Consider the following 25,366-nt stretch of genomic DNA (forward strand, 5'->3'; position numbering starts at 1 on the left):
GCCTTCAACCGCTACTCCCCGGTCGGAAGGGCGACTTCGGCCGCCGCTTCCGGCCCCTGCTCCAAAAGGACGACGAATCCGTCCTCGTTCAGGATGGGGACCTTCAGCTGCATCGCCTTGTCGTACTTCGATCCGGGGTTGTCACCTACGACCACGAACGATGTCTTCTTGGACACCGAGCCGGTCACCTTGGCCCCGCGGCTCTGCAGTGCGTCCTTGGCGCCGTCCCGGGTGTAGTGCTCCAGCGTTCCGGTGACGACGACGGTGAGTCCCTCCAGCGGACGCGGCCCCTCGTCCTCGCCGGTGGACTCGTCCTCCAGCGGGACTCCAGCGGCCTTCCACTTTCGGATGATCTCGCGGTGCCACTCCTCCGCGAACCACTCCTTGAGCGCGGTCGCGATGATGCCTCCGACGCCTTCGATGCCGGCCAGTTCCTCCTCGGTGGCCTGCTCGATGCGGTCGATGGAGCGGAACTCGCGGGCCAGCGCCTGCGCGGCGACCGGTCCGACGTGCCGGATGGACAGGCCGTTGAGGAAGCGGGCGAGCGGACGGGTCTTCGCCTCCTCGATGTGCTGGAGGAGGGCGAGGGTGTTCTTCTTTGGCTCGCCCTTCTGGTTGGCGAAGACCGTGACGACCTTCTCCTCGCCCGTCTTCGGGTCGTGTTTGGGCAGTCCGCTGTCGGGGTCGAGGACGTACGCCTTGATGGGCAGCAGCTTCTCCACCGTGAGGTCGAAGAGGTCGCCCTCGTCGACCAGCGGCGGGTCGGCCGGCTCCAGCGGCCGGGTGAGGGCCGCCGCGGCCACCCCGCCGAAGTGCTCGATGTCCAGGCACTCCCGGCCCGCGAGATACGCCACCCGCTCCCTCAACTGGGCCGGGCAGGTGCGGGCGTTGGGGCAGCGGAGGTCGATGTCGCCCTCCTTCATGGCCCGCAGCGGTGTCCCGCACTCGGGGCACTCGGCCGGCATCACGAACTCCCGCTCGCTGCCGTCGCGCAGGTCGGCGACCGGGCCGAGGATCTCCGGGATCACGTCACCGGCCTTGCGCAGCACCACGGTGTCGCCGATCAGCACGCCCTTGGCCTTGACGACCTCCTGGTTGTGCAGGGTCGCGAACTCCACCTCGCTGCCCGCCACCGTCACCGGCTCGACCTGCGCGTACGGGGTGACGCGCCCGGTGCGGCCGACACCGACCTTGATGTCGATCAGCTTGGTGTTGACCTCCTCCGGCGCGTACTTGTAGGCGATCGCCCAGCGCGGGGCACGCGCCGTCGAACCGAGCCGGCCCTGGAGGCGGATCTCGTCGAGCTTGACGACGACCCCGTCGATCTCGTGCTCCACGGAGTGCCGGTTCTCGCCGTAGAAGGCGATGAACTCCCGTACGCCGTCGAGGTCGTCGACCACCCTGTTGTGCCGAGAGGTGGGCAGGCCCCAGGTCTTCAGCAGGTCGTACGCCTCGGAGAGGCGGCCCAGACCCTCGAAGCCCTCCAGGGCGCCGATGCCGTGGACGACCATGTGCAGCGGGCGGGAGGCGGTGACGCGCGGGTCCTTCTGGCGCAGCGAACCGGCCGCCGCGTTGCGCGGGTTGGCGAACGGCTTGTCACCGGCCGCCACCAGCCGTTCGTTGAGCTCGGCGAACTTCTCCATCGGGAAGTAGACCTCGCCGCGGATCTCCACCAGGTCCGGGACCTTCTCGCCGTTCAGGCGGTCCGGGATCTCCGCGATCGTACGGACGTTGGGCGTGATGTCCTCGCCGGTGCGGCCGTCGCCGCGGGTCGCCGCGCGGGTCAGGCGGCCGCGCTCGTAGGTGAGGTTGACGGCGAGGCCGTCGACCTTGAGCTCGCACAGGAAGTGGAAGGTCTGCTCGCCCAGTTCCCGGTGGATGCGCTCGGCCCAGGCCGCGAGGTCGTCGTCGTTGAACGTGTTGTCCAGCGACATCATCCGCTCGCGGTGCTCGACCGAGGTGAACTCCGTCTCGTACGAGCCCGCGACCTTCTGGGTCGGCGAGTCCGGGGTGCGCAGCGGCGGGTACCGGTCCTCCAGCGCCTCCAGGCTCTTCAGGAGCTGGTCGAACTCGGCGTCGCTGACGACCGGGGCGTCCTTCACGTAGTACCGGAAGCGGTGCTCCTCGATCTGCTCGGCGAGCTGCGCGTGCTGCTCCCGTGCCTCGGCGGGCACCGCCGTCTGAGCCTGCTGCTTGTCGCCGGCCACCTTTTCCTCCCGTTACTCTGGGTTGTCCGCGAGTGATCTCGCCGCCTGGACGCAGTGGGCGAGCGCCTGCCGGGCGTAGGCGGGGGAAGCACCCGCGAGCCCGCACGACGGGGTGACCGTGACGGTCTCCGCGAGCAGCTCCGGTCGCAGCCCCAGCCTGCGCCACAGCGTCCTGACCCCCATGACGCTACCGGCAGGGTCTGACAACGGGGTGTCCGTGCCCGGCACGACACCGGCCAACAGCCGGGTGCCCCCTTCCACGGCCTCACCGATCGCCTCGTCGTCACGTTCGGTGAGGAGCGAGAAGTCGAAGGAGACGGCGGCGGCTCCGGCCCGGCGCAGCAGCGCGAAGGGGACGTCGGGGGCGCAGGAATGGACGGCCACCGGCCCTTCGGCATGCACGCCGACGACGTCCCGCAGGGTCGACTCGACGACCTGCCGGTCCACGGCCCGGTGGGTGCGGTAGCCGCTGGCGGTCTTCACCTGGCCGCGCAGGACGGCCGTGAGGGACGGCTCGTCGAGTTGCAGCACGACACGGGCGCCGGGGATCCGGCGCCGTACCTCGGCCAGGTGCAGGCGCAGGCCCTCGGCGAGCGAGGCGGCCAGGTCGCGGCAGGCACCGGCGTCGGAGAGGGCCGACTCGCCGTTCCTCAGCTCCAGGGCGGCGGCCAGCGTCCAGGGTCCGACCGCCTGCACCTTCAGCGGTCCCTCGTACTCCTGGGTGAACTCCTCCAGCGCGTCCAGGTCCTCCCCCAGCCAGGACCGGGCCCGCCGGGTGTCCCGGCCCGGCCGGTCGCCGAGCCGCCAGCCGCTGGGCTCCACGCGCGCGTACAGCTCGACGAGCAGGCCCGCGGTACGGCCGATCATGTCGGCGCCGGGGCCCCGGGCGGGCAGTTCGGGCAGGAACGGGAAGTCCTCGAAGCTGCCGGTCGCGGTCTTCGCGGCCTCTCGGGCATCGCCGCCGGGAAGCGAGCCGACACCGGTGGCCGGACCGAAGGTGGGGTGTGCGTTCACATGAGGAGCCTATGCGGGCCGGCGCCTCGACCGCTCCAGCCCCTCGGGGCACTCCTGCCACCTCCTCACCCCGCCGTTCCGCTCAGTGGCACGGCGGGCGACACGGGGGCGTGCGCTCCCCAGGCTGGGTGCGTCGGCGAAACACGCCGCGCCGCCCCGGGAGGACACCCATGACGTCGTCGTCACCCTCAGGCCCCCGGCCCCGCGGGGCCGGCCCGGCCGTCCGGCGCGATGACGCGCTGGCCCTGCTGACGGCGGAGTTCGACGGCGGGCCCGGGGTGTGGCGCTCGGCGCCGGCCGGCGGGGTGTGCGTGGCCGATCCCGAGGTGGCCCGTGCCGTGCTGGGCAACCGGCACGGCGTCGTGGCGGACACCTCCGACTTCTACCATCACCGCGACGGCGTCTTCGGACCGCGTGCCGCGCAGGTCGCCATCGGCCGCGCGGCCCGCCTTCTGATCCAGCGTCACCTGCGGGAGCACCGCGCCGACCTGCCCCGTCTGGTCGCCGAGCTGCTGGCACCGCGCAGCGAGTGGCCGGACGCCGGGAACCGGCTCGTACTGCGGCACCTGCGCGATGTGCTGCTGCACCCCGACGCGCCGCCCCACCTGCACACGACCGTGGAGGCGATCGTCTCCCGCGCGGTGCTGGCGGGCGCCCGGGGGCGCCACTCGGCGCCGAGCCGGCTGCTGTTCCGGCGCCGTGCGCTGGCCGCCCTGCACGCGGAGATACGGACCCGGCAGCGGGCGGCCCGGACGGACGGACGGCGGTCCGGACCGCGCGACCTCATGGACGTCGTCGTCGGCGGGGGCGGCCCCGCGGCGGATCCGCGCGAACTCGTCGAGGTGTACCTGTCGTTCGTGTTCGCCACGGCCGGCTCGATCGGGTTCGCGCTGGGCTGGTCGGTCCACCTGCTGGCCACGCACCCCGGGCGGGCCTGCGCGCCGCCGTCCTGGATCGTGCGCGAGGCGCTGCGGCTGTGGCCGGTGGCCTGGCTGTTCGCCCGCACCCCGAGCCGGGCACAGGAGCTGGGCGGGGTGCGGGTCACGCCCCAGGACCGGCTCATGGTGTGCAGCTACCTGGTGCACCGGCACCCCGGGCACTGGGAACGGCCCGACGAGTTCGTCCCCGAGCGCTGGGCCGAGGCCGTGCCCGACGCCGCCTACCTGCCGTTCGGGCACGGGCCGCACACCTGCGCCGGCGCGACCGTGACCGTACGGCTGCTGGAGGACGTCGTAGGCATCCTGACCCGTGACTGGCGGGTGTCGTCCGCCCCGTCGGCCACCCCTGACGGCGCCGGGCCCCAGGTGGGTCCCGCGCTGGCTCCGCCGCGGTTCACCGTGACGCTGAGCCGTCCCGACGGCTGTCCCGAGAGGAGGTGAACCAGCATGCGCGCGCTGTACCTCAAGACGAAGTCGGTCCTCAACGTCCGTCGCACGTACGGGCAGTTCTGGTACCTGTACCACCACATCTGACCGGCCCGGCGCGGGGAGCCACCGGCCCGCTCCCCGCGCCCCCAGGAGGGGAGAGCCCACGATGACCACCCCGCAGCATCCCGAGGACTTCCTGAGCGGCCTGCGGCTGCGCAGCGCCCGGGAGGACGGCGTCTTCTGGGTCGACGACCAGCGGCTCGGCGTCTTCGAGCCGGAGGCGGCGCGCCGGGTCAGCGCCACGAACTGGCACCGGTTCGTCCTCCAGGACCGGCTGGTCGACATCGTCCGCCGGCGGCACAGCCCCGAGATGCGGTGGAGCCGGATCCGGTCGGCGTGGCTGACGCAGCTGCACGCCCTCGCGACGGCGGAGCAGCACGGCCTGCTGATCGAGCGCATGCAGCGGGCGCTGGACGCGCGGGCCGGGCAGGACACGGAGACCGACCTGACGATGCTGATGCAGGACGTGGCGCTGCGCTCGCTGCTGCCCGTCGCGCTCGGCGGGCTCACCGGCGCCGAGGCGGAAGTGGTGCGCCGGGACCTGGAGATGAAGCTGTCCCGGCTGGTGTCCGCCACCCCGGGCGGTGTGCTGCACCACCTCCGCCATGTCGGCGTCCAGATACGGGCCGGGCTGGTGGTCCGGCGGGTCCTCCGGCAGCGCGCCCGCGGTCGGCGCGGGCGCGAGCCGGACCTCGCCGACCCCTTCGTGGACCTGCTGCCCGAACTCGGCATGGACCGGGCGCTGGACGTGGTGACCACGGTCCTCACCGCCATCGGCGGCCCGCCCGGCACCGCCGCCGCGAGCGTGCTGTACGAGTTCGTACGGCACCCCGGGTGGCAGCGCCGGCTCGAGGCCGAACTGGGCGCCGTGGACCCGGTGGAGTTCCGTACGGCCCCCACCCGGGCGGCGCCGGTGACGCACCGGTTCGTGAAGGAGGTGCTGCGGATGTGGAGCCCGCCGCTGCTGCTGGTGCGCCGTTCCTCGTACGGGTTCGATCTGGGCGGGACCCGGCTGGAGCCGGGGCAGTGGTATCTGCTGAGCCCGCATCTGATCCATCGCGACGAGCGGGTGTGGCGGCGGCCCGACGTCTTCGACCCGGACCGCTTCCTGCCCGGCGCGCCGCACGGGCCCGCGGACCGCACCTGTTACGTGCCGTTCGGCTGGGCCCCGAAGAAGTGTGTCGGCGCGAACATCGCCGTCGTCCAGCTGATGGCCCTGTGCCACCTGCTGTGCACCCGCTACCGGCTGACCGTGGCCGACCCGGGGGCGGTCACGATGGCCCTCCGGTTCGCGCCGGTGCCGGAGAACTTCCGGGGCCGGCTGGACCTGCGGTGAGCGGGCCCGCCGGTACTAGCGCGGCTGCGGGCCGGGGCGCACGGTGAGGTCGTTGATCTCCGCGTCCCTCGGCAGGTCCAGGGCCGTGAGGATCGTGGTCGCCACCGACTCCGGGTCGATCCAGCGGGACGCGTCGTACTCCTTGCCCTCCTGCTGGTGGACCTTGGCCTGCATCGGGCTCGCCGTGCGGCCCGGGTAGACCGAGGTGACCCGGACGCCGTTGCCGGACTCCTCCTGGCGGAGCGAGTCGGCGAGCGCCTTGAGGCCGTGCTTGGAGGCCGCGTACGCCGACCAGCCCGCGTGGGCGCTCAGTCCGGCGCCCGAGTTCACGAACAGCACATGGCCGCGGGCGGCGCGGAGCTGGGGCAGGAAGTGCCGGGTCAGCTCGGCCGGTGCGATCAGGTTGACGTTCAGCTGGTGCCGCCAGGACTTCGGGGTCAGCTCGCCGACCTGGCCCAGGTCGACCACGCCCGCGATGTGCAGCAGCGAGTCCACCCGGTCCGGGAGCGACTGGTGGGAGAAGGCCCAGGAGAGCTTGTCCGGGTCCGCCAGGTCGCCGACCAGGGTGCGGGCGCCGGGGAACTCCGCGGCGAGTTCCTTGGCGCGGCCCGCGTCGCGCGCGTGCAGTACGAGTTCGTCCCCGCGCGCGTGCAGCCTGCGGGCCACGGCGGCGCCGATACCCGATCCGGCGCCGGTGATCACATGAGTTGCCATGGGGGCCATGCTCGCATCAGCGGTCCTGGCGGCCGGCCTCCAGGTAGGCGAGCGCGTCGGCGGGTTCGGCGGCGACGTGCATCAGCTCCGGCAGGGGGCGGGGCAGGAAGCCCTCGGCGGCCATGCGGCGGAACTGTTCGGCCAGGCCGTCGTAGAAACCGGCGGTGTTCAGCAGGACGACCGGCTTGTCCGTGCGGCCGTGCTTCTTCAGCTCCAGGATCTCGGTGGCCTCGTCGAGGGTGCCGGTGCCGCCGACCATGACGACCACGGCGTCGGCCTTCTCCAGCAGCAGCCGCTTGCGCTCCGCGAGGTCGGCCGCGATGACCATCTCGTCGGCGCCGGGGCGGGCCTTGTTGGCGAGGAACTCGACGGTCACGCCGATCAGCTTGCCGCCGCCTTCCGCGACGCCGTCCGCGACGACCTTCATGAGGCCGGTGTCGGAGCCTCCCCAGACCAGCGTGTGGCCGCCCTCGCCGATGAGCTTGCCGAAGTCGCGGGCGGGGCGGGTGTAGCGGTCGTCGAGGTCGGCGGCGGAGAGGAAGACACAGATGCGCATGAGGTCAGGGTATGCGTGGTGCTGTGCGGCGGGTGCGGGTGCGTGGGGGTCGCTCACGCAGTTCCCAGCGCCCCTGACAGGGCTCGGGAACAAGTGGGCGCCGAACGGTGTCAGCCCTACATGGCCTCAGGACACACCATCACCATCGAAGACAGTGACCGGCACGTGCGCGTGACGCACGGTGATCTGGTTCTCGCCGAGAGCGACCGGGCCCTCGTGCTGCACGAGACCGGCTGTCCCCCGCGCTACTACATCCCCGCGGACGACGTGCGGCTCGATCTGCTCGCGCCCTCCGAGTCGCACAGCGTCTGCCCCTTCAAGGGGACCGCGTCCTACTGGTCCCTGCCGGACGCGCCGGACCTGGTCTGGGCGTACCCCGAGCCCAAGGCCGACGTCGCCCGGATCAAGGACCACCTCTGCTTCTACGACGTCGAGGTGACCGACTGACGCCGTACCGTCGTCGCGATCGTCGCCGAGCCGACCACGCGGGTGCCGTCGTACAGGACGATCGCCTGGCCGGGGGCGACGCCGCGGACCGGTTCGGTGAACGTGACGTGCAGGGTGCCGTCGACCAGTTCCGCGCTCACCTCGGTCTCGCCGCCGTGGGCGCGGAGCTGGGCGGTGTAGACACCGGGGGCGGTGGGCGCGGTGCCGCACCAGCGGGGCTTGATCGCGGTGAGCCCGGTGACGTCGAGGGCGGCCGCCGGGCCGACCGTGACCGTGTTGTCCACCGGTGAGATGTCGAGGACGTAGCGCGGCTTGCCGTCGGCGGCCGGGGTGCCGATCCGCAGGCCCTTGCGCTGGCCGATGGTGAAGCCGTACGCGCCCTCGTGGGTGCCGATCTTCGCGCCGGACTCGTCGACGATGTCGCCCTCGGCCCTGCCGAGCCGCTGTGCCAGGAAGCCCTGGGTGTCGCCGTCGGCGATGAAGCAGATGTCGTGCGAGTCGGGCTTCTTGGCGACCGCGAGGCCCCGCCGCTCGGCCTCCGCGCGGATCTCGTCCTTGGTGGTGACCGTGTCACCGAGCGGGAAGAGCGCGTGCGCGAGCTGCTTCTCGTCGAGGACACCGAGGACGTACGACTGGTCCTTGGCCATGTCGGAGGCGCGGTGCAGTTCGCGGGAGCCGTCCGGGCCGGTCACGATCTGCGCGTAGTGGCCGGTGCACACCGCGTCGAAGCCGAGGGCAAGGGCCTTGTCCAGGAGCGCGGCGAACTTGATCTTCTCGTTGCAGCGCAGGCAGGGGTTGGGGGTGCGGCCGGCCTCGTACTCGGCGACGAAGTCGTCGACGACGTCCTCGCGGAAGCGGTCGGCGAGGTCCCAGACGTAGAACGGGATGCCGATGACGTCGGCGGCACGGCGGGCGTCGCGGGAGTCCTCGATGGTGCAACAGCCCCGGGCGCCCGTGCGGAAGGACTGCGGGTTCGCGGAGAGCGCGAGGTGGACGCCGGTGACGTCGTGGCCGGCTTCCGCCGCGCGGGCGGCGGCGACGGCGGAGTCCACGCCGCCCGACATGGCGGCGAGGACGCGGAGGGGACGGGAGCGCTGCGGGGTGTCAGTCATAGCCCTTCCAGGGTACGGGGGCGCGGGAACCGGGGCCCGCGAGTATCCGTTGGAGATCACACGGGGTGCACATGGGTGCGCTGGGGTGCGTATGGGGCCACAGGGGGAGGGGTCGGACAGTGGCGGGTGACAAGGACCGGCGGATCGGGCGGCGCGCGCTGCTGGTGGGCGGGGTGGCGGCGGCCGTCGGCACGGCGGCGCTGACCAGGGACGAACTGACGCGTCTGTACTGGCGGCTGCCCGGCGTGCGCAAGGCCCGGGTGGCGGGCGCGGTGGACTTCAAGGGTGCGCGCTGGGTGGCCGCGTCGTCCGCGAACTACCGGACCGCCGACCGGCCGGACGACTATCGCGTCGACCGGGTGGTCATCCATGTCACCCAGGGCGGTTACGCGAGCGCGGTGAAAGCCTTCCAGGACCCGGCGCACGGGGCGGCCGCGCACTACATCGTGCGCAAGGACGGGCGGATCACCCAGCTGATCCGCGAGCTGGACGTGGCGTTCCACGCGGGCAACCGGTCGTACAACGAGCGGAGCGTCGGGATCGAGCACGAGGGGTTCGTGGACCGTCCGCAGGACTTCACGGACGCGATGTACGCGGCCTCGGCCCGGCTCACGGCCGCGATATGCGAGCGGTACGGCATGGCCCTGGACCGCGAGCACGTGATCGGCCACGTGGAGGTTCCGGGGACGGACCACACCGACCCGGGCGAGCACTGGGACTGGGATCGCTACATGCGGCTCGTGCGGCGGGTCGGACAGGCCTGACGCCCAGTTCCGCCTGTGACTCAATCGTTATCCTTTGGTCGTGCTGCGCGCCGCCTGTGTCCGTTGCGTCCCGCACCGGGGGCGCTAGCTGCGCTTGATCAACTCAGCCTTTTTCCAAGGGAGTTCAGCATTACCAGCGTCCACGGGCACCTCACAGTCCCCCGGGTTCGCTCCTAACTTCGCCTCATATTTCACACAGTCCCCAGGTCAAACATCCGGGGCCATGACCCACACCACAGATCCCGCCTTCGAGGCGGACGGAACCGACGAGCAGGTCACCGGCGGCAGGCGACGGCGTGCCAAGGGTTCGGAGCACACCAAGGCCGAGCGCGTCACGGACGCCGAGCATTCCAGGACGGCGACGGCCAGGCGCGGCAAGGGCGTGCACCGCCGGAAGTTCCTCGGCGGCATGGCCGGCGTCGGTCTGGGTGCCGTCGCCGCGGGCGGCGCGTCCTTCGCCCTGCTGACCGACGCGAACGGCAACAAGGCGGGGGCGGCGACCAACACCGCCACCCTGTCGATCCCGGACCTCCTGGAGGGCACCACCTCCGACAGCACCACCACCTTCACCCTGGAGGCGAAGACCGGCACCGCCGAGGTGCTCAGCGGGGTCTCCAGCACTACCGCCGGCTACAACCAGTCGTTCCTCGGCCCGACCATGAAGTGGACGCAGGGCAACACCAACGTCCTCAACATCACCAACAGCCTGGGCGAGGACACCACCGTCCACTTCCACGGCGCGCACGTCCCCGCCGAGATGGACGGCGGTCCGCAGGTCGCCTTCTCCGACGGGGACACCTGGTCGCCGACCTTCACGGTCAAGGACGACGCCATGACGCTCTGGTACCACCCGCACGCGCTGGGCACCACGGCGAAGCAGGCGGTGCACGGTCTGGCCGGCATGATCATCGTCGAGGCCGACGACGACACCAGCTCCGCGCTGCCCAGCACCTACGGCACGGACGACATCCCGCTGATCTTCCAGTGCCTGGCCGTGGACAGCTCCGGTGACATCAAGTACGACCTGAGCGGCTACCTCACCAGCGGTCTCAGCTACCCGCTGCTGGTCAACGGCACCAACGTCGACGACACCACCCTCACCTTCACCGCGACCAAGACCCGGACCCGGTTCCGGCTGCTCAACGCCTCGCCGTCGGACATCATCACCGTTCAGCGCAGCGACGGCGGCACGATGACCCAGATCGCCACCGACCAGGGATACCTGGCGTCGGCGGCCGACGTGACGGAGATCCGGCTGGTGGCGGGGGCCCGCGCCGAGATGGTCATGGACCTCTCGGACGACGTCACCCTCCAGGCGGTCGTCACCACCGGCTGGGTGCGCGGCGGCAGCGGCACGTACGACTTCCTCGCCGTCACCGCGAGCGGCTCGGACACCCCGGACGACCTGCCCAGCTCGCTCAGGACCATCGACCGGTACGACACCAGCGACTTCACCGCGCGGACCATCACCCTCGGCCAGTCCGGCACGAAGATGCTGATCAACGGTTCGGCGGGCACCAGCATGAGCTCGATGGCCATGATCAGCACGACCGTCGGGTCCAAGGAGATCTGGACGATCACCAACTCCACGCAGCTGGAGCACTCGTTCCATCTGCACGACGTGCCGTACCAGCTGGTGTCCATCAACGGCGAGGATCCCACCGGCGTCGAACTCGGCTGGTACGACACCTACGAGGTGGTCGGCGGCGGCACGATCAAGATCGCCATGGAGTTCACCGACTTCTCCGACGACACGTACATGTACATGCTGCACTGTCATCTCCTGCAGCACGAGGACGAGGGAATGATGGCGTCCCTCATGGTCACGGACAGCTAGGTCACGGGCGGACGGCCGTCCCCCGGGCCCCTCGGGCAGGCTGCCGCCGGCAGTGGAAGTGCCGGCGGCAGCCGTTCGTGGGGTTCCGGTCACCGGCAGGCCCCCCGGAACACATCGACCCGGCCGTCCGTGCTGTCCGGCAGCGCGGGTGTGGCGTTCGCAGTCTGCCCGAAGAAGGGCGCAGTGTCGACACCTCGCGCAGTGAATGGCCCGATACCCCTTGACTGCTCGTTACTGTCGACACTAGACACTCAGTGAGACGTTTCCGCCCCCGGCCGGCAGGCCACGGGTGCCCGGGACCCGTGGGCCGTCACGTCGGCGGGGTGCGCCGCCGGCGTGACGGCTTGCGCCCGGCCTCCTGCTCCTGGATCTGCTCCTCCACCGAGCGCAGCGCCCGCACCGTCGCCCCCGCGATCAGCGCGGACGCCAGTTCGCCGTCCCGCTCCTCGCAGGCCTGCATCAGCCGCTCCTGGTCGTCCACGCTGTAGGCGAGCCGGCCGGGGCGGGTCAGGCTGAGGTGGCGGAGCATGAGGGTGCGCAGCGCCAGGGAGTCGAGGATCTGCTTGAGGGTCGCGTTGCCGACGATCTCGGTCATCCGCTCCTGGAGCTGCACGTGCCCCCAGAAGTACGCGTCCACGTCGCCCTCGTCGGCGAGTCCGCGCATCTTCTCGACCCGGCCGCGCAGTTCGGCGATCTCGTCGTCGGTGGCCCGCTCGACCAGCAGGGCGGCGAGCATCGACAGGAGTTGGCGGCGGACCTGGTAGATGTCCCGGATGTCCTGGAGGGACGGCGCGGCGACCCGGGGCCTGCGGCGCGCCTTCATCTCGACCAGGCCCTCCTGTTCGAGCACCATCAGGGCCTCGCGCACGGGGGTGCGGCTGGTGTCGAACCGCCGTGACAGGTCGACGCTGTTGAGGTCCTGGCCGGCCGCCAGCCGGCCCTCGATGATCCCGGCGCCCACCCACTCGGCGATCTGCGCGACCAGCGGCTCCCGCCGGTCGCGCAGCCGCAGCAGACGGGCCAGCACGACATGCGTGTCCTGATCGGCCATCCGGCGACCTCCCTGATCCGTGTCCGTGTCCGGGCCCGGTTCCGGGTTACACAGCGGACACAACGGTGTCGACACTATCGCACTCCGGCACCACTCAGCACACTGGCCCTGCGCACCATTGCCCGTCGTCTGTCGACAGCGAGTCACTTCTCGGGCCGTCAGCTCCACCAGTCCCGTCTCGCCGAAGTCCGCGCACAGGGCGTCGAACAGCTCGTCGGGGCGCGGACCTCGCAGGTCATCGCGTCGGCGCGCTCGGCGACCGCGGTGATCCGGTTGCCCTCGACCAGGACCTGGGCGGGAAACGGGTCGCGGCCGGTGTGTCGACAGACAGCCTTCACTTGGCCCGCGTGATCGTCAATAGATGCGCGAAGTGTGGACACAAATTAGGACGGTGACTTACCGTCCGAAGCATGCGGACCACATGGGACTTCACGGGAACGAGGGCGCTGGCCGCCGGGGCCGGGGCCGGCCCGCTGCTCTGACCGGGCCCGTGCTCTTCGTCCGAACCACCGACCACGATGACCTTGGAGGCCGTATGACCGCCGTGTTCGAACGCTTCGCCGGGAAGACCGTGCTGGTGACCGGCGCGGGTACCGGATTCGGTGCCGAGATCGCCGTCCGGGCGGCGCGGGAGGGTGCCGATGTCGCCGTGCACTACCGCGGTTCCCGCGCGGGGGCCGAGGCGACCGCGGAGCGGGTGACCGCCCTCGGCCGCAAGGCGCTCGTCGTGCAGGCCGACATCTCCGAGCACGCGCAGATCACGCGGCTCGCGGAGGAGGTGTGGGCGCACTTCGGGCGGCTGGACGTGGCGGTCAACAACGTCGGGGACGTCGCCCGGGAGCAGATGTCCTGGCGGGACATCACGCAGGAGTCGATCGACCATGTGCTCGCCGTCGACGTCAAGGGGACGTTGTTGTGCACACACGAGTTCGGGGCGCGGATGCTGGAGCAGGAAGGGGGTGGGGCGATCGTGAACATCGGGTCGACGGTGGTGGTGCGGGGCAGTGCGCGGGCGCCGCAGTACGCGGCGGCGAAGTACGGGATCATCGGGCTGACCAAGTCCTATGCGCACGCGTTCGCGCCGAGGGTGCGGGTGAACGTCTTCGCGCCGGGGTTCATCGAGACGGCGGCGACGCTGGGGCGGGAGGACTGGAAGAACGGGCGGGGGGATGCGCTCAGGGCGGCTACGCCGCTCGGCCGCATCCCCGGGCCGGAGGAACTGGCCGGGGCCGCGCTGTTCTTGGCGACCGAGGATGCCGGGCACATCACAGGTGGCTTCTTGGTGGCTGATGGGGGATACAACATGATCGGGGCGTAGAGGTCGTGGGTCGGGTGCGGGTGAGTGGGGGCTGATCGCGCAGTTCCCCGCGCCCCTGAAAGCAGGTGGGTGCGCTCATCCCCCATCGAAAGGTGCTGAAAAGCTCCGGCCCCCGGGATTCGGTTCGCATCCATCCCCGGGGGCCGGAATCCGGCTGCCGCCGGCGACGACGACCTGCGGGAGCCGGCCCGTGAACCGGGGTGAGCGGGACCGGCCCGGTGACCATGACGGGTGGGGTCACCGGGCCGGCGGTGTCAGGAGCTCCGGGCCCGTCGGCCTCAGGAGGTGCTGACACCCACGGTGAGCGTCGCCTTGTACCCGTCGGAGACGCTGTCACCCAGTGCGGTCAGGGTCAGCAGACCCGAGGCGGCACCGCCGTCGTCGTAGATCGTGTCGTCGGCGAGCGCGGTCTCCTTCGTGGTGTTGTCGGAGTACGGCGAGGTCGCCTGGACCTGGGTGTTGATGTCCGCGTCGAAGAACAGCTGACCGGTGTGGATGATCGAGCCGCCCGTGTACGAGTCGTCGGTCAGCGTCACGTCGGTGTGCACCCGCATGTGGACGTGGACCGCACGGGACACGTAGTGGCCCGGCCAGATCGAGATGAGGCTGACCTGCCCGTCGGAGTCGGTCAGCTGACCGCCGCGCAGGAAGGTGCCGTCGTCCGTCTCGGTGTGGCCGTTCTTGCCGACGAAGCCGGAGTACTCGCCCAGCGCGTCGCAGTGCCAGATCTCGACCAGCGCGTTCTCCAGCGGGGCACAGTCGTTGGCCTCGTCGACGACCGTGAAGGTGTACTGGACCTCGACACCCTCCTTGTCCTCGCGGACGTCCTCGCGCACCAGCGCGCCCGTGAGCGAGTAGGGGCCCTCGGTGACCTCGGCGGTGAGGGAGCAGATGCCCGCGGAGGCGTCGGAGGTGACGGTGGTGGAGGCGTCGGAGTCGGTCTCCGAGGTGGTGGTGTCGGCGGAGGCGAGGCCCGCGGCCATCAGCCCGCCCGCCGCGGCGATGGTGGCGCCGCCGATCAGCACCCGTCGCCTTTTCATGGTGTTGTCCATGCGGTGGCGGCCGGTCGCCTGGGCGGCGGAGTCGTCGGAGGAAAGGGGTTCGGGGGTCTGCCCGGAGGCAGCGGCGTTGTCTGTCATGTCTGCAGAACCTAAGGACCGACCTGAGGCGGGCCATGGCCACGCACTGTGAGGACGCTAGGGAAGAACCCCTCAACTCACCTTCTTTGGAACGGAGTTGGGGTCAATTCCGCGTGTCGCGCAAGCAGCGCGGACGTCACGGACACGACAGACGACAGACGACGGACGACAGACGACAGCCCCGGCGGACGGCCCCGGCGAGGGCTGGCGGCGGGACTTCGGCCCGGCTTGGCTGAGTGGCGGTTTACGTCAGCCCGGCGGCCCGCGCCCGCTCCACCGCCGGGCCGATCGCCTTGGCCACCGCGTCGACGTCGGCCTGCGTGGAGGTGTGGCCGAGCGAGAAGCGCAGGGTGCCCCGGGCCAGTTCCGGGTCGGTCCCGGTGGCCAGCAGGACATGGCTCGGCTGGGCGACCCCGGCCGTGCACGCGGAGCCCGTCGAGCACTCGATGCCCTGCGCGTCGAGCAGCAGGAGCAGCGAGTCGCCCTCGCAGCCCGGGAAGGTGAAGTGGGCGTTGGCCGGGAGGCGGTCCACCGGGTCGCCACCGAGGATCGCGTCCGGTACGGCCGTGCGCACCGCGTCGACCAGCCGGTCGCGCAGGGCACCGATCTCAGCGGCGAATTGCTGCCGGCGGTCGGCGGCCAGACGCCCGGCCACCGCGAAGGAGGCGATCGCCGGCACGTCCAGGGTGCCGGAGCGGACGTGCCGCTCCTGGCCGCCGCCGTGCAGCACCGGTACGGGACTGTACTCACGGCCGAGCAGCAGGGCGCCGATGCCGTACGGGCCGCCGACCTTGTGGCCGGAGACGGTCATCGCGGCGAGGCCGGAGGCGGCGAAGTCGACCGGGACCTGCCCGAACGCCTGGACCGCGTCGGCGTGCAGGGGGACGCCGAACTCGCTTGCCACTTCGGCGAGTTCACGGACCGGGAAGATGGTGCCGATCTCGTTGTTGGCCCACATGACGGTGGCGAGGGCCACGTCGTCGGGATTGCGGGCGATCGCCTCGCGCAGCGCCTCGGGGTGGACCCGGCCGTAGGTGTCGACGGGAAGGTACTCGACCGTCGCGCCCTCGTGTTCGCCGAGCCAGTCCACCGCGTCCAGGACCGCGTGGTGTTCGACGGGGCTGGCCAGGATGCGGGTACGGGCGGGGTCGGCGTCCCGGCGGGACCAGTACAGGCCCTTGACCGCGAGGTTGTCGGCCTCGGTGCCGCCGGAGGTGAGCACGACCTCGCTGGGGCGGGCGCCGAGCGCGTCGGCCAGGGTCTCCCTGGATTCCTCGACCGTGCGGCGGGCCCGGCGGCCGGAGGCGTGCAGGGCGGACGCGTTGCCGGTGACGCGGAGGGCCGCCGCCAGGGCGGTGGCCGCTTCCGGGAGCATCGGGGTCGTGGCTGCGTGGTCGAGGTAGGCCATGGTGGGGTCGATTCTACGGGGGGCGTGGTGCGGGTCGCCCAGCGCCGTAGGGGTCCATGACCGGTTGCGGGTGCCGGTGGGCTGTGGCTGGTCGCGCAGTTCCTCCCCCAGCCTCCGGCCGGGGGTACCCCCAGCGCCCCTGACGGGGCGCTGCCCTGAACGGGGCTTTCAAGATCCGCTCAGAGACTCCACGACACCGTGTTCGACAGCTCCATCGCGACGCCCAGGACCGCGAGGTCGGCCACGCCCAGGAACAGGCCCAGGTACGCGCGGCCCCTGCGCTGGGTGCCGCGCCACAGGGAGACGGCCGCCAGGGCGATCGCGATCGGGCCCAGGAACAGGTTCAGGACCAGGAGGCCGAGCAGGCCGAGGATGAAGGACGCCACGGCCATGCCGTCGGCGTCGCGGGTGCGGGGCTGGGGTCGGGCGGTGGCGGGGGCGGTGAGGTGCATCATGGTCGGCTCCTCCGGCGAGCGGGGACGGGGGTCAGTTGGCCGAGGTGCGGCGGTGGCGGGCGATGCGCTCGCGGACCGCGAAGACGGCCAGCCAGACGGCGATGACGGCGGCCAGGGCCACGGTGACGTCGAGCGGCGCGTGGGCCACGGTGCCCAGCACCACGCCGAGCAGCATGAGTGCGGCGACGAGGAACAGCATGGGTTTCGATCCCCCTCCGTTAAATTTGGGTGAACGGTTGTAGTAACAGTTGTTCACTGACTTCGAGTCTAGCAACCCCGACGGCTTTTCAATTCCGGAGAACAGTTGTTAACTGGATGACATGAGTCACACCGTTGGCATCCGACAGGCCCAGAAGCAGAAGACCCGCCAGGCCTTCCTGGACGCGGCGCTCGCCCTGCTGGAGGAGCAGAGCCTGAGCAGCCTGGGCCTGCGGGAGGTCACCCGGGCCGTCGGAGTCGCCCCGACCGCCTTCTACCGGCACTTCCGCTCCACCGCCGACCTCGGTGTCGCCCTCGTCGACGAGGCGCTGGGCAGTCTGCACCCCATGGTCCGCACGACGGTCGCCACGCCGGGCGCGGAGCGCATCACCCGGGCCGTGCGGCTGATCGCCGACCACGTGGCCGCGCATCCGGCGCACGTCCGGTTCATCGCCCGGGAGCGGCACGGCGGGGTGCAGCCGGTGCGGCAGGCGATCCGGGAGCAACTGGCCCGGTTCGCCGAGGAGGTCAAGACCGAGCTGGCCAAGGACCCCGAGGCCGAGGGGTGGAGCGACGAGGACCTGCTGATGCTCGCCCACCTCTACGTGGACCAGATGCTCATCACCGCCTCGCTGTTCCTGGAGACCCTGGAGTCGCCGGAGCCCTCGGAGGCGGCCCGGCAGCGCGTCGCCCACATCGCCGCCCGCCAGATGAGACTGATCAGCCTCGGCCGCCAGCACTGGCTGGACTAGGGGCCGTCCGGCAACGCGAAGGGGCGGTGCGTCCGGTCGTCGGACACACCGCCCCTGGCGTACGGGCCCGGTGTCAGCTCTTGGTGGCCTGGGCCTGCTGGGTGGGGGCGCCGCTGGGGGCCGCACCGCCCCCGCCGGGGCCGCCGCAGCCGCCGCCCTGACCGCCGCCGGGGCCGCCCTGGCCGCCGCCGCCCGGTCCGCCGCTCGGCATCCCGCTGGGGGTGCCGGTCGGCTTGGCCGTGCCGGTGGGGGCACCCGAGGGGGCGCCGCTGGGACGGCCGGACGCGTTGCCGGTCGGCATGCCCGAGGGCTGCTGACAGGACTGCGACTGGCCGGAGTTGCCACTGCCGGAGGAGGACGACGAGTCGCCCGAACCGCACGCGGTCAGCAGCAGCGGAGACACGGCGAGCAGGGCCACCGCGGGGACGAGACGTACACGCTTCATGAGAGCCAACTCCGTAAAGGATGAGGGAGTCCTGAGGCGTGGCACTCAACCAAGGGCGCTTAGGGCGAACTTGGGCCCGCACTGTCCCCAGCCTGTGATTCGGGTAAAGCGCTACCCAAGTCACCGCGCTGACCTGCGCGTTCCCCGGTGACGGCGGTCTACCCGCTGGTACAGGCCCGTGACAGAACCGTGGGTCAGCCGCGGCCGGAGCCCAGCCGGACCCGGGCCAACTGCCGTGACTGGGCGACGAGTCGGTCCGCGCTGTCCCAGACCTCGGCGTCCTCCTCCAGGAAGCCGCCGGCCAGGTTGCGGGTGGTGATGGAGACCCGGAGCGGCCCCGGCGCCGGCCGGTGCCGGACGTGGACGGTGAGTTCGACCGTGGGGACCCAGCCCGTGAGGCCGATCTCGAAGGCGGTGGGCGGCAGCGCGTCGACCGCGAGGAGGAGCGAGAGCGGGTCGGGGTCACGGCCGTCCGCGAGGCCGAACCAGGAGCGCATCTCCCCCTTGCCGGAGGGCGCGCCGAGGGCCCAGCCCAGGGTCGACGGGTCCAGCTTGAGCATCAGCCGGTCGGTGATGGCTGAGCTGCCGTCCACCGGGGCGGGCCCGTCCTCGGGGCCGAAGCACTGGTCCATGGGCGGGATGACGGGCGGGACGGCGGTCGTACGGACGTCGTCGGGGAGGGCGTCGAGGTCGCCGTAGGAGGCCAGGACGCGGATGCGTTCCACCTCGTTGCCCTCGTCGTCGTACTGGAAGAGGGAGGCCTGGCCGGTGGAGAGGGTGCGGCCGGCGCGCACGGTGTCCGTGCGGATCACGGCCGGGCCCGGCTGGGAGGCGGTCAGGTAGTGCGCGGAGACGGTGAACGGGTCCGGGTGCGGCAGCGCGTCCGCGAGGGCCCGGCCGAGCACGGCCAGCAGATAGCCGCCGTTGACGGCGCTGATGATGGTCCAGCCGGCCGAGAGGTCGATGTCGTAGACACCCGGGGCACGCCGGGTGACCGCGGTGTCGCGGTCGAACTCGCTGTCGCCGATCAGGGCCCGCATGGTTGCTGCTTCTGACATGCCTGAACAGTACAAGAAGTGATTACTAAGCGGTAGCTTTTGTGAGCGACCCGGCGGTGACCCGGCAGTGACCCACCGGTAAGGGATCCGTCGCCCGAGTGAGGTTCCGGCAATTTCTAGGTAAGTGTCCGGACACGTCCGTAACCCGGACCCGGGAACTCCCCTCTATGGGGACATGAGCCTCACCGGGACTCCGTTCCTCTACACGACCATCGTCCTGTCGGTGGTCGCCCTCATACTGCCGCTCTTCCTGTGGTCGAGGATGCGGGGGCCCCAGGCCGTGCGTACCGCGGCCCGGGTCCTGATGCTGCTGTTCGCCCAGGCCACGGCGGTGACCCTGATCTTCGTACTGGTCAACAACCAGAACAACCTGTACGACAACTGGGCCGACCTCCTCGGCACCGGCAACCACGTCCAGCAGGCCGCGAACCTCGGCCGCGACGGTACCGGTGGCATAGCGCTGAAAACGCTGCCCAAGGTGAAGCAGTCCTTCACCGCGGCCAGCGGACCGGGCATGCGCGGGGTGCGGGTCACCCAGCTCAAGGGCCGGATCTCCGGGGTGAACGCCGAGGTCTACGTGTGGCTGCCGCCCCAGTACGGCGAGCCGAAGTACAGGAACCACAGGTTCCCGGTCGTGGAGCTGCTGCCGGGCTACCCCGGCTCGGCCAAGGCCTGGTTCGGCTCGATGAAGGTGACCCAGCAGCTGGAGCCGCTGATGAGGAGCGGCCGGGTCGCGCCCTTCATCCTGGTCGCGCCGCGCACCAACCTGCTGGCCGGCGTGGACACCGGCTGCGCCAACATCCCGGGCACGGTCAACGCCGACAGCTGGCTGAGCATCGACGTCCCGAAGATGGTGACCGACAACTTCCGGGCCGCCGCCGCCCCCGCGAACTGGGCCACCGCCGGCTACTCGGCCGGCGCGCACTGCGCGGTCAAGCTGGCCGTCGCCCACCCGGACCGCTACCGGGCCGCGGTCAGCCTGTCCGGTTACAACGACCCGATCGGCGAACGCAACTCGCTCGCCGCGCAGAGCCTGACCCTGCGCGAGCAGAACAACCCCTACCTGCTGCTGAGGAAGGCGGTCAGCCCGCCCCCGATCGCCCTCTACCTCTCCGGCGAGTCCGGGGACGGCTACCAGGCCGGGGTGGCGCTCGAACAGATCGCCAAGGCACCGACCACCGTGCACGTGGTGTACCTGCCGCGCAGCGACGGCGGCCACAACATGGCGCTGTGGCGGCCCCAGGTGACGACCGTGTTCGAGTGGCTCACGGTGAACATGGGCCAGAGCCACGTCAGAGGCCGCTCCACTACTCCTCCCGAACCGTCGAGCGCCGGTTCCACGCACGCGGCGCTCGCCAGTGGTACCGCATCGCGAGCAGGCGCAGTACGAAAGCGGTGACCACCGCGAGCCCGCTGGTGAACGGGGTCAGCGCGTCGTAATGGATGCACAGCACCACCGTCGTCGCCCCGACGATCGCTGGGACCGCGTACAGGTCGCGGTCCCAGCGCAGCAGCGAGGGGACCTCGTTGGCGAGGACGTCCCTGAGCACGCCGCCGCCGACCGCGGTGGCCAGGCCCAGGGCCGCGGAGGCGGTGAGGTTCAGGCCGTAGGAGTACGCCTTCGTGGTACCGCTGACGGCGAACAGACCGAGGCCGGCCGCGTCGAACACCAGGACCGCCGACTGCGTCCGCTCGACGTGCGGATGCAGGAAGAAGACCACCAGGGCGGCGATGAGCGGGGTGAGGAAGTACCCCAGGTCCGTGAAGGCGGCCGGGGGCACCGCCCCGATGATCACGTCCCGGAAGATCCCGCCGCCCAGCGCGGTGACCTCGGCCAGCACCGCGATGCCGAAGACGTCGAAGTTCTTGCGGACGGCCAGCAGGGCGCCGGAGATGGCGAAGACGAAGATGCCGATGACGTCGAGGGTGTGCTGGACGGACGGGGAGAAGAGTTGCTGGAGCTGCACCCTGACATTGTGGACCGCCAGGGTGCATGCACCTTACAAAGCCAGGCCTACAGGGTCGGCTTGCCCGTGGTGAAGAGCCAGGTCTGGAACAGGTCGTCCAGCTGCTGTCCGGAGATCTTCTCCGCGAGCCGGATGAAGTCGGCGGTGTCGGCGTTGCCGTAGCGGTGCAGCTTCGTCCAGGCGGGCAGGAGGCGGAAGAAGGCGGTGTCGCCGATCCGTTCGCGCAGCATCTGGAGAGTCATGGCGCCGCGCTGGTAGACGGCCGAGGCGAACATGGTGTCGCGCTGCGGGTCGGCGACGGTGATCCCCCAGAAGGGGTTGTCGGCGGCCCGGGCGTTGTAGGCGGCCAGGAACGAGTCGTGGGCCGACCTGGTGCCCTGGTGCTCGGCCCACAGCCACTGGGCGTAGGTGGCGAAGCCCTCGTTGAGCCAGATGTCCTTCCACTGCGCCACGCTCACCGAGTCGCCGAACCACTGGTGGGCCAGCTCGTGCACGATCGTCGTCTCGTTGCGCACCGCCGAGTAGGCCGGCTTGCTCTGCACCTCCAGCGAGAACCCCGCCTGCGGCATGTCGTCGACGATCGCGCCGGTCTCCTCGAAGGGGTACGGGCCGAAGAGCGAGGCCCAGTAGTCGGTGGCGGCCGCGGTGACGGCGTACACGTCGACGCTGTTGCTGTTCGCGAGGGTCGGGTCGATGGCCACGTAGACCGGTATGCCGGAGGGGGTCTTCCCGGTCCGGACGTCGAACTTCCCGATGGTGGCGGTGGCGAGGTAGGTCGCCATCGGCTTGCCCTCGCGCCAGTGGGTGTACGTCGAGTCGCCCTTGTCGTACGTCGAGACGAGCCGGCCGTTGGAGACCGCGGTCAGACCCTTGGGCGCCTTGACCCGGATGTCGTAGGTCGCCTTGTCGGAGGGGTGGTCGCTGGACGGGAACCAGGTGGAGGCCGCGTTGGGCTCGCAGGCGACGAAGACACCGTCGGGGGTCTTCATCCAGCCGTAGTCGGAGCCGAAGACGATGGGTCCGTTGAGGGGCACGGGCGTCCCGCCGTAGGTCACGGCGACGGTGAACTCCCGGCCCTTGGCGAGGGCGTTCCGCGGGGTGACGGTGATCTCGTCGCCGCTGCGCGTGAACTCGGCGCGTCTGCCGTTCACTTCGATCCGGGTGACGTCCAGTTTCTGGAGGTCGAGGTCGAAGGACGAGAGGTTCTGGGTGGCGCGCGCGGTGATCGTCGTACGGCCGTCCAGGCGGCCGGTGTCGGGAGTGTAGGCGATGTCGAGGTCGTAGTGGCGGGCGTCGAAACCGCCGTTGCCGAGCTGCGGGAAGTAGGGGTCGCCGATGCCGTCGGCGCCCGGGGTGGGGGCGGGGGCGGCGGCGATGACGAAGGAGGCGGCTGCCGCGGTCGCGACAGCCGCCAGACGTGCCGAACGGGAGAGGCGCATGGTCGTCCCTTTCGAGCGTGCCGGTCAGTGGACGGACACGGACGACTCTGCACTCTGCAAACAAAACATGCAGATGCCTTTACCTCATTGTCATGTTCCTTCTAAGTGCGCAGTATCGTGCACGCCCAGTGCATGCCGGTGCCCGTGCTGGTCAGTGCCACGAGTTCACCGCGGTCGAGACGGCCGTCGTCGAGCAGCCGCTGGAGAGCGAAGAGCTGGTCGGCCGTGCCCAGGTGGCCGTGTTCCATCGCCAGTTCGGCATTGGTGCGTTCCAGGTCGAGCCCGAGGTCCCTGGCGAAGGCCCGGAGTGCCTTGGCGTTCTCGTTGAGGTGCAGGACATGTCGCACCTCACCGAAGTCCACCTGGGCCCGCTTGCAGGCCCGGTCGATGACTTCCCTGGTGTTGGTCTGGACACGGCGTGCGTACTCGAGCATCGTGCGAACGTCCCGGCCGAAGTGGTCCTGCATCCGGTCGAACGGGCTCGCCAGCACTCCGGGATCGGAGTGGCGGGGTGAGAACGGCTGGGCGGTACCACCGCCCGGCAGAAGCGCGAACTGAGCGTACCTGCCGTCCGAGATGGTCTCGGTGACCAGCCAGCGGCAGGCGTCGTGATCACGCACCGCCACCGCGGCGACCGCACCGTCGGAGGCGACAGAGGTGTCGGACTCCATGCGGTTCTTGTACGTCTCGCAGACTCGGCTGGCGGTCACCAGAAGAGCCACGCGGTAGTCCGGATGCGTCGCGAAGCGACCTGCCAGGAGGTCGAAGGCGACGACACCGCCACTGCACGCCTGATTGACCAGGACCGCCTCGGCCCGGGTCGCGCCCAGGCCGGCCTGACAGGCGGCAGCGGCGTCCCAGTACAGGTGTTCCGACAGGTCCGGGATGGCCAGGACCAGCAAGTCGACCTCGTCTGCCGTCAGGTTCGCCTTCGCCAGCGCCGCGGCCCCGGCGGACACCGCCAGGTCCGTCACGCCGACCGCGTCCTCGGCCCGGTGGAAGCCACGGTAGCCCCAGTCCCGAATCCGTTCCAGGTCCGCCGTGTAACGGGGGGCCGCTTCGATGACGTTCTCCGCTGCACCCAGTGTGTGGGCGAGCGCCACTATGCCGTACGTCACCGGTCGGACTCCTTGCGTACGGTCTTCATCCGCACCTCCCTGCCGGACGGTGCCTTCCAGGTGCGTTCCGCCGCGGCACTCAGGAAGTCCGCCGCCACCTGGTTGCGTCCCGTTTCCTCGTACTCGACCAGGACGGTGTGACAGCCGTCGGCGTCGGCCCGGGCAACGATCTCCCAGAGGACCCGCTCCTCGACTCCACGGCCCATGGCGGGGCACGACACGGAGAACACGTCGACCTCGGCGACGGCGTCCGCGTAGTGCACAGCGGCAACGGCGCTCGTCCCGTAGTCGCCCAGCCTGTCGGTGACCCGCGCGGCCACGGAGAAACCGGGCCCCGACGCGTGGGGTGTCCGGTTCTCTCCGAGGGTGAAGTCGTGGGCGCGCGCCACCAGTTCACTCGTACGGTCGTCCAGGGCCCGGTCGACCTCGTCGAAGGTCACCTGGACACCGAGTCCCTCGATGAAGTCCGCCAATGACACCTGACCGCCTGCCGCGTATGTCGGCGCGTCTCCCTCAGGCGGCACCCCGTGGGGCGCCGCCCCCGGCTCCTCGGGCACCGGAAGGGCGTCGAGCACCCCGGCGGCCACCACGTGCGCTGTCCAGTCGGCGGGCTCGCCGATGAGGCGGACGATTTCCGCGGGACCTGCGTCGAGGGGAGCGGCAGCCGCCGTGAGCAGGATGGTCGACTCGCTCGGCACCTGCAGTCGCGCGGCGACGGACGCGAGCTGTTCGGCGAGCGGTCTCCCGTCGGCGACCAACTCGACACGGGAGTCGGCCAGCAGCTCCGGAAGAGTTCCGGCCAGCACCGCGCCGGTGTGCGGGGACCGGTCCGCGGCCCTGATCGCCAGGCGGTGCCCCCGCCGCCGCAGTAGCTCCAGCGGTTCCCGCAGCTCCGCCAGACCGTCCGCATCTAGACCGGTCACGTCCAGCACGACGGCGCGCCGGGTCCGGCCCAGCCGGAGCCGCAACAAGCCGACGAGCTGTCGCCCGAGGTGGTCGAAGACCGCCTCCGCGTATGGCACACGGGCGAGCCGGTACATCACCGGCCGGTGCGCCACACCCGCGCCGACCGCGCGCACCGCCCGCTCCGCGTCGGCCAGCAGTACGTTGGGCCGGTCCGCGAGCAGCACCCGCAGGTGCTCGCGCAACGCCGCCGCGCTCGCCGCGGTACCGGTGCGACGGCCCTCGTCGCCGATGCCGAAGGGGCGCTGTTCCGGCACCGCGGGCAGTACGAAGACCAGGCACGAGCGCCATCGCTGTGCCGCGGCGAGCGCTGCGTCCGCAATCTCCACGAGGTCACGGGCATCGCCGCCCGCGAAGTCCTCCGGCCGGGGCGCCACGACCAGCACATCGGGCCGCAGGCGACCGGTCTCGGACGAGTCGTCCAGGCACTGCTGGAGAATCTGGTGGTAGGGCCCGACGCTCAGGCGGACGGGCACACCCGCGTCATGCAGGTGTACTCCGGTGTACGGCACCAACGGATCAATGGTGTAGCTGGCCAGCAGGTGCACGCTCGTCCCTGAGGGAGCGGAGCCGTCGCCGGCCAGCCGCGTCCAGCGGGTCCGCAGCGCCAGCAGGTCGGGGGCGGACGGATGCACGGCCAT

The 25,366-nt window shown here is 71.1% G+C and carries 25 protein-coding genes; 8 read left to right on the plus strand and 17 right to left on the minus strand.

Annotated features, from left to right (window positions below; genetic code table 11):
- Window positions 1–11: 11 nt before the first annotated feature.
- Window positions 12–2,207, minus strand: coding sequence for an NAD-dependent DNA ligase LigA (gene ligA, locus MB828_RS14030; RefSeq protein WP_301648423.1), 2,196 nt, complete (start codon window positions 2,205–2,207; stop codon window positions 12–14).
- Between the two features lie 12 nt (window positions 2,208–2,219).
- The gene (locus MB828_RS14035) at window positions 2,220–3,221 is read right to left on the minus strand and encodes a methionine synthase (protein WP_301648424.1); all 1,002 of its coding nucleotides are present in this window, start codon (window positions 3,219–3,221) and stop codon (window positions 2,220–2,222) included.
- A gap of 170 nt (window positions 3,222–3,391) precedes the next feature.
- On the opposite strand from MB828_RS14035, the gene MB828_RS14040 reads away from it, so the two are divergent.
- Both MB828_RS14040 and MB828_RS14045 read left to right on the plus strand, forming a co-directional pair.
- Entirely contained in the window at window positions 3,392–4,600 is a 1,209-nt protein-coding gene (locus MB828_RS14040; RefSeq protein WP_301648425.1) for a cytochrome P450, read from the plus strand.
- 154 nt (window positions 4,601–4,754) lie between these two features.
- Window positions 4,755–5,984, plus strand: a complete 1,230-nt coding sequence (locus MB828_RS14045) for a cytochrome P450 (RefSeq protein ID WP_301648426.1) — start codon at window positions 4,755–4,757, stop codon at window positions 5,982–5,984.
- Between the two features lie 15 nt (window positions 5,985–5,999).
- On the opposite strand, the gene MB828_RS14050 is transcribed toward MB828_RS14045, so the two are convergent.
- Window positions 6,000–6,707, minus strand: a complete 708-nt coding sequence (locus tag MB828_RS14050) for an SDR family oxidoreductase (protein ID WP_301648427.1) — start codon at window positions 6,705–6,707, stop codon at window positions 6,000–6,002.
- 7 nt (window positions 6,708–6,714) lie between these two features.
- Window positions 6,715–7,254, minus strand: coding sequence for a TIGR00730 family Rossman fold protein (locus tag MB828_RS14055; protein WP_301648428.1), 540 nt, complete (start codon window positions 7,252–7,254; stop codon window positions 6,715–6,717).
- A 120-nt stretch (window positions 7,255–7,374) separates the two neighbouring features.
- Here MB828_RS14055 and MB828_RS14060 point away from each other — a divergent pair, with 120 nt between their 5' ends.
- Window positions 7,375–7,701: a DUF427 domain-containing protein gene (locus MB828_RS14060; RefSeq protein WP_133027212.1), complete on the plus strand. Its 327-nt coding sequence runs from the start codon at window positions 7,375–7,377 to the stop codon at window positions 7,699–7,701.
- Here the strand turns inward: MB828_RS14060 and mnmA are convergent.
- The gene (gene mnmA / locus MB828_RS14065; protein WP_133027211.1) at window positions 7,677–8,813 is read right to left on the minus strand and encodes a tRNA 2-thiouridine(34) synthase MnmA; all 1,137 of its coding nucleotides are present in this window, start codon (window positions 8,811–8,813) and stop codon (window positions 7,677–7,679) included. The two genes, MB828_RS14060 and mnmA, sit on opposite strands and share 25 nt — an antisense overlap.
- A 71-nt stretch (window positions 8,814–8,884) precedes the next feature.
- Between mnmA and MB828_RS14070 the strand changes: the two genes are divergently transcribed.
- Together MB828_RS14070 and MB828_RS14075 are read left to right on the plus strand one after the other, a co-directional pair.
- Complete coding sequence (locus MB828_RS14070; RefSeq protein WP_301648429.1) at window positions 8,885–9,577, plus strand: N-acetylmuramoyl-L-alanine amidase; 693 nt, start codon at window positions 8,885–8,887, stop codon at window positions 9,575–9,577.
- A gap of 223 nt (window positions 9,578–9,800) precedes the next feature.
- Window positions 9,801–11,414, plus strand: a complete 1,614-nt coding sequence (locus tag MB828_RS14075) for a multicopper oxidase family protein (RefSeq protein WP_301648430.1) — start codon at window positions 9,801–9,803, stop codon at window positions 11,412–11,414.
- Window positions 11,415–11,724: 310 nt separating this feature from the next.
- Here MB828_RS14075 and MB828_RS14080 read toward each other — a convergent pair whose 3' ends face one another.
- Window positions 11,725–12,465 carry a GntR family transcriptional regulator gene (locus tag MB828_RS14080; protein ID WP_301648431.1) on the minus strand — a complete coding sequence of 247 codons (741 nt, stop codon included), beginning with the start codon at window positions 12,463–12,465 and terminating at the stop codon, window positions 11,725–11,727.
- 158 nt (window positions 12,466–12,623) lie between these two features.
- Window positions 12,624–12,803 (minus strand): hypothetical protein, encoded by a 180-nt coding sequence (locus MB828_RS14085; RefSeq protein ID WP_301648432.1) that lies wholly within the window; start codon window positions 12,801–12,803, stop codon window positions 12,624–12,626.
- A 197-nt stretch (window positions 12,804–13,000) separates the two neighbouring features.
- Between MB828_RS14085 and MB828_RS14090 the strand changes: the two genes are divergently transcribed.
- Complete coding sequence (locus MB828_RS14090; RefSeq protein ID WP_301648433.1) at window positions 13,001–13,783, plus strand: SDR family NAD(P)-dependent oxidoreductase; 783 nt, start codon at window positions 13,001–13,003, stop codon at window positions 13,781–13,783.
- 278 nt (window positions 13,784–14,061) lie between these two features.
- Here MB828_RS14090 and MB828_RS14095 read toward each other — a convergent pair whose 3' ends face one another.
- From MB828_RS14095 to MB828_RS14110, 4 genes are all read right to left on the minus strand, one after another.
- Window positions 14,062–14,922, minus strand: a complete 861-nt coding sequence (locus tag MB828_RS14095) for an intradiol ring-cleavage dioxygenase (RefSeq protein WP_430381379.1) — start codon at window positions 14,920–14,922, stop codon at window positions 14,062–14,064.
- A gap of 244 nt (window positions 14,923–15,166) precedes the next feature.
- The gene (locus tag MB828_RS14100) at window positions 15,167–16,330 is read right to left on the minus strand and encodes a cysteine desulfurase family protein (protein ID WP_301648434.1); all 1,164 of its coding nucleotides are present in this window, start codon (window positions 16,328–16,330) and stop codon (window positions 15,167–15,169) included.
- A gap of 179 nt (window positions 16,331–16,509) precedes the next feature.
- Window positions 16,510–16,782, minus strand: a complete 273-nt coding sequence (locus tag MB828_RS14105) for a DUF4190 domain-containing protein (protein WP_301648496.1) — start codon at window positions 16,780–16,782, stop codon at window positions 16,510–16,512.
- Window positions 16,783–16,816: 34 nt separating this feature from the next.
- On the minus strand, window positions 16,817–16,984 hold the full coding sequence (locus tag MB828_RS14110) for a hypothetical protein (RefSeq protein ID WP_165941645.1): 168 nt from the start codon (window positions 16,982–16,984) through the stop codon (window positions 16,817–16,819).
- Window positions 16,985–17,105: 121 nt separating this feature from the next.
- Here MB828_RS14110 and MB828_RS14115 point away from each other — a divergent pair, with 121 nt between their 5' ends.
- A complete protein-coding gene (locus MB828_RS14115; protein WP_301648435.1) occupies window positions 17,106–17,735 on the plus strand; it encodes a TetR family transcriptional regulator in 630 nt (209 codons plus the stop codon).
- 73 nt (window positions 17,736–17,808) lie between these two features.
- Here MB828_RS14115 and MB828_RS14120 read toward each other — a convergent pair whose 3' ends face one another.
- Both MB828_RS14120 and MB828_RS14125 read right to left on the minus strand, forming a co-directional pair.
- Window positions 17,809–18,180: a hypothetical protein gene (locus MB828_RS14120; RefSeq protein WP_301648436.1), complete on the minus strand. Its 372-nt coding sequence runs from the start codon at window positions 18,178–18,180 to the stop codon at window positions 17,809–17,811.
- Between the two features lie 194 nt (window positions 18,181–18,374).
- A complete protein-coding gene (locus tag MB828_RS14125; protein ID WP_301648437.1) occupies window positions 18,375–19,238 on the minus strand; it encodes a thioesterase family protein in 864 nt (287 codons plus the stop codon).
- A gap of 175 nt (window positions 19,239–19,413) precedes the next feature.
- On the opposite strand from MB828_RS14125, the gene MB828_RS14130 reads away from it, so the two are divergent.
- Window positions 19,414–20,637: an alpha/beta hydrolase gene (locus tag MB828_RS14130; protein ID WP_301648438.1), complete on the plus strand. Its 1,224-nt coding sequence runs from the start codon at window positions 19,414–19,416 to the stop codon at window positions 20,635–20,637.
- Here the strand turns inward: MB828_RS14130 and MB828_RS14135 are convergent.
- From MB828_RS14135 to MB828_RS14150, 4 genes are all read right to left on the minus strand, one after another.
- Window positions 20,546–21,205: a trimeric intracellular cation channel family protein gene (locus tag MB828_RS14135; protein ID WP_133027200.1), complete on the minus strand. Its 660-nt coding sequence runs from the start codon at window positions 21,203–21,205 to the stop codon at window positions 20,546–20,548. The genes MB828_RS14130 and MB828_RS14135 overlap by 92 nt on opposite strands.
- Window positions 21,206–21,252: 47 nt before the next feature.
- Complete coding sequence (locus tag MB828_RS14140) at window positions 21,253–22,644, minus strand: M1 family metallopeptidase (RefSeq protein WP_301648439.1); 1,392 nt, start codon at window positions 22,642–22,644, stop codon at window positions 21,253–21,255.
- Window positions 22,645–22,745: 101 nt separating this feature from the next.
- Complete coding sequence (locus tag MB828_RS14145) at window positions 22,746–23,762, minus strand: 3-oxoacyl-ACP synthase III family protein (RefSeq protein WP_301648440.1); 1,017 nt, start codon at window positions 23,760–23,762, stop codon at window positions 22,746–22,748.
- Entirely contained in the window at window positions 23,759–25,366 is a 1,608-nt protein-coding gene (locus MB828_RS14150) for a hypothetical protein (RefSeq protein WP_301648441.1), read from the minus strand. The genes MB828_RS14145 and MB828_RS14150 overlap by 4 nt, the downstream gene beginning before the upstream one ends.

The sequence above is a fragment of the Streptomyces arenae genome (genome assembly GCF_022343545.1).
Classification (GTDB): Bacteria; Actinomycetota; Actinomycetes; order Streptomycetales; family Streptomycetaceae; genus Streptomyces; species Streptomyces humi.

Bases quoted from the DNA above. Each gene is read 5' to 3' on its own strand.
- MB828_RS14125 (WP_301648437.1), bottom strand. From the start codon at position 19,238: ATGTCAGAAGCAGCAACCATGCGGGCCCTGATCGGCGACAGCGAGTTC.
- MB828_RS14075 (WP_301648430.1), top strand. From the start codon at position 9,801: ATGACCCACACCACAGATCCCGCCTTCGAGGCGGACGGAACCGACGAG.
- MB828_RS14110 (WP_165941645.1), bottom strand. From the start codon at position 16,984: ATGCTGTTCCTCGTCGCCGCACTCATGCTGCTCGGCGTGGTGCTGGGC.
- MB828_RS14060 (WP_133027212.1), top strand. From the start codon at position 7,375: ATGGCCTCAGGACACACCATCACCATCGAAGACAGTGACCGGCACGTG.
- MB828_RS14050 (WP_301648427.1), bottom strand. From the start codon at position 6,707: ATGGCCCCCATGGCAACTCATGTGATCACCGGCGCCGGATCGGGTATC.
- MB828_RS14090 (WP_301648433.1), top strand. From the start codon at position 13,001: ATGACCGCCGTGTTCGAACGCTTCGCCGGGAAGACCGTGCTGGTGACC.
- MB828_RS14040 (WP_301648425.1), top strand. From the start codon at position 3,392: ATGACGTCGTCGTCACCCTCAGGCCCCCGGCCCCGCGGGGCCGGCCCG.
- MB828_RS14055 (WP_301648428.1), bottom strand. From the start codon at position 7,254: ATGCGCATCTGTGTCTTCCTCTCCGCCGCCGACCTCGACGACCGCTAC.
- mnmA (WP_133027211.1), bottom strand. From the start codon at position 8,813: ATGACTGACACCCCGCAGCGCTCCCGTCCCCTCCGCGTCCTCGCCGCC.
- MB828_RS14070 (WP_301648429.1), top strand. From the start codon at position 8,885: ATGGGTGCGCTGGGGTGCGTATGGGGCCACAGGGGGAGGGGTCGGACA.
- MB828_RS14150 (WP_301648441.1), bottom strand. From the start codon at position 25,366: ATGGCCGTGCATCCGTCCGCCCCCGACCTGCTGGCGCTGCGGACCCGC.
- MB828_RS14080 (WP_301648431.1), bottom strand. From the start codon at position 12,465: ATGGCCGATCAGGACACGCATGTCGTGCTGGCCCGTCTGCTGCGGCTG.
- MB828_RS14120 (WP_301648436.1), bottom strand. From the start codon at position 18,180: ATGAAGCGTGTACGTCTCGTCCCCGCGGTGGCCCTGCTCGCCGTGTCT.
- MB828_RS14105 (WP_301648496.1), bottom strand. From the start codon at position 16,782: ATGCACCTCACCGCCCCCGCCACCGCCCGACCCCAGCCCCGCACCCGC.
- MB828_RS14095 (WP_430381379.1), bottom strand. From the start codon at position 14,922: ATGACAGACAACGCCGCTGCCTCCGGGCAGACCCCCGAACCCCTTTCC.
- MB828_RS14100 (WP_301648434.1), bottom strand. From the start codon at position 16,330: ATGGCCTACCTCGACCACGCAGCCACGACCCCGATGCTCCCGGAAGCG.
- MB828_RS14130 (WP_301648438.1), top strand. From the start codon at position 19,414: ATGAGCCTCACCGGGACTCCGTTCCTCTACACGACCATCGTCCTGTCG.
- MB828_RS14045 (WP_301648426.1), top strand. From the start codon at position 4,755: ATGACCACCCCGCAGCATCCCGAGGACTTCCTGAGCGGCCTGCGGCTG.
- MB828_RS14140 (WP_301648439.1), bottom strand. From the start codon at position 22,644: ATGCGCCTCTCCCGTTCGGCACGTCTGGCGGCTGTCGCGACCGCGGCA.
- MB828_RS14115 (WP_301648435.1), top strand. From the start codon at position 17,106: ATGAGTCACACCGTTGGCATCCGACAGGCCCAGAAGCAGAAGACCCGC.